The sequence below is a fragment of the Microcystis sp. M165S2 genome (assembly GCF_020245885.1).
GTDB lineage: Bacteria > Cyanobacteriota > Cyanobacteriia > Cyanobacteriales > Microcystaceae > Microcystis.
On the sequence record NZ_JADBTZ010000248.1, the window covers coordinates 1 to 2,643 of the forward strand.

The 2,643-nt window shown below is 40.2% G+C and carries 2 protein-coding genes; both read left to right on the forward strand.

Annotated features, from left to right (window positions below; genetic code table 11):
- Window positions 1–367 precede the first annotated feature (367 nt).
- The gene (locus IM479_RS12685) at window positions 368–1,960 is read left to right on the forward strand and encodes an ArnT family glycosyltransferase (RefSeq protein WP_287673161.1); all 1,593 of its coding nucleotides are present in this window, start codon (window positions 368–370) and stop codon (window positions 1,958–1,960) included.
- A 72-nt stretch (window positions 1,961–2,032) separates the two neighbouring features.
- A complete protein-coding gene (locus IM479_RS12690; protein ID WP_002760679.1) occupies window positions 2,033–2,497 on the forward strand; it encodes a DNA phosphorothioation-associated protein 4 in 465 nt (154 codons plus the stop codon).
- Window positions 2,498–2,643 lie beyond the last annotated feature (146 nt).

A 2,643-nucleotide genomic window follows, 5' to 3' on the forward strand; every position in this document is an offset into this window, starting at 1 on the left:
AATTACTGGTGCAAGTTGGGAATCTGGTAATGTACCGCAAGTCCTTCGTCATCGCTGTGCTTATCTAAATGGTTGCCTTTTTTAACTTTTTTATTGAGATCATTAAGCATTTCTACTTATTGCAAAGGTGAGATGCTCCCGTTTACCGTTACCTGTTCCCTTAATCTTACTTTCAGATCGCAAATCAGCAACGACTAGGGAGAGTTTGCTGATAGCCAAGGGCTAAAAGATGACAGAGTTGGTGATATAGTAAATAAAGATCACACTTAAATCTAACCTTGCCATAGATGCACAAATCTCGAATCTGGCAACCCCAAAAATATCCCGTCTCTAACATCAGTTTTAGCGATGAAATGAGGTAAGAATTTTGACCAAAATACTTAGCGATCGCATTGCCGTTTATCTGCTCATCGGTGGACTCCTGTTTAGAATAATCATCGCCTTGGGGCTTTATCCCGGGTACGATGAAGCCTATTATTATGTTTACAGCCATAATCTGGATTGGAGTTATTTCGATCATCCGCCAATAGTAGCGATTTCCACGGGTTTTGGGACTTGGATCACGGGATTAGTCAATCAATTTACGATTCGCTTCGGTACTCTCCTCCTCTATACTGGCAGCCTCTGCTTGCTATATCTGACCGCTTTAAAATTGTTCAGTCTGCCGGTCGCCAGAATGACTTTAGCGATCGCCACTCTTATCCCCATCTATGGGATCGTCTTCGGGATTCTTTCGCAGCCAGATAGTCCTTTAATCTTTTTTTGGTCATTAACAGTCTATTTAGCTGCCCAAGAATTCTGGCCAATTCGGGAAAAAAACTATCATCCTAGCTATCGTCTCGCTTATATTGGACTTGCCGTAGGATTGGCGGTTTTAAGTAAATATCACGGCTTTATTTTGGGCTTTGGTTTAGTTTTATTTTGTCTGACCACTCCCCGCTATTGGCCTGTATTTAGATCGCCCTGGTTGGGATCAGGATTTATTCTTTTTTTGATAACTTTATTGCCGATTATTTACTGGAATATTAACCATGATTGGATTTCCTTTCGCTTTCATTTAGAAGACCGTTTTTCTGGAGAACCGAAAACCTTTAATATTCTCGGTATTCTCTCGGTTGTTGGCATTAGTATCGCCACGATGTTTCCACCTTTCGGTCTGCCGATGTGGTGGGTGACATTTAAAAGCTTTGCCGAACAAATTCCTAACTTTATCTCGAAAAAAAGATTTTTTCATCGAGAAGAAGAATCACTAAAAAAATGGTTAATTCTCTCGGTTTCTCTGCCTTTAATCCTGGGAATGCTTTATGTGGGTGCTTCCCATTATCTCGCCCCTAGTTGGATTTTACCCGGGTTCTGGTCCTGCACAATTTTATTAGGAGAAAAGGCCACTACTTGGCAGCAATCTTCTCGAATCTGGGTAAAAAGATGGTTATGGGGATCGGGAATTTTTATCGTTACTGTTTTATCTATAGCAATGCTTCACGTTACTTTTGGCACTTTCCAAAAACCTAGTCAATACGCAATTTTTGGGGGAATTATTGCCCCAGAACAGGACCCTTCTCGGGAAATTGTCGATATCGATCAACTGCGCCAAGGCTTTGCTAATTCTCCCGAATTATTAGCACTCTTAAAAGATTCCAGCTTCGTTTTTACCCATAATTTTTATGTGACCGCATGGCTAGATATGGCCCTTTATCCCCTAGTTCCTATTCCCGTCACCTGTTTTAACAACGATCAAAGGGGTTATCAAATTTGGTTTAATCCTCAAGAATGGATCGGTAAAAATGGTTTATTAATTACTACGAATAGTTCTCTAGAAAGACCGGAAATAATCGATCGCTACCGTCCCTATTTCCAAGATATAACTAAAGTAGCTGTCATTCCGATCAAGCGCGGTGGTGTCGCCATCGAACAATTTCATGTTTACCAAGCTAAAGGACTAATTAAAACTTATCCTTAAAGCAGTTATCATTTATTAGCGGGTTCCTATCTCCTGAATTTTGTAACCTTTTTTACTTTTTACTTGATAAATATGTCCATTCATCGAGTGCGTATTGCTAGAGATAAAGGGGAATTTGTCCAGTCCTTAGTTAATTTTAATCAGGGAATTGGACCTTTTCAAACCTATGCTGATGTCATCGCTTTTGCGGCGGCTTTAGGGGTAAAATATCAGGAGAGGGTGGCGATAGAAAATGTAGCGAAGGAACCCTCACCTATTAACCTAGAAATTTTTATTTCTCGTGGCTACGATACCCTAATCAAATTATTGGCAGTCAATGAATTCCAAGACACGAAAATTCTTTCTCCCCACGGGGTAGATTCGGAAGCTTTGCGAGTGACAATTTTCGAGGAATATGCCAACGCTGGTTTAGCAAGATTAGAACGAGAATTGCGCGGTGCGGTGGATTATACTGAAAGATTATTGTTAATTATCAGTCAAGAACGTTTTCGAGAAATTACTGCCACAACGGAATTCGATTTAGGCAGATTTTTGTAGTAGAAATCTGGTTCTTCGTTACTTGGTATGGTTCCATAGGGGGGCATAAATTGACTAAATCCTTATCCGGCAAGAGACTTAATTGATTAGTTCGCTCTAGATCAAAAACAATTGACAAAAATCGCCAAATGCCTTTCTAGCATAAG

Bases quoted from the DNA above. Each gene is read 5' to 3' on its own strand.
- IM479_RS12690 (WP_002760679.1), top strand. From the start codon at position 2,033: ATGTCCATTCATCGAGTGCGTATTGCTAGAGATAAAGGGGAATTTGTC.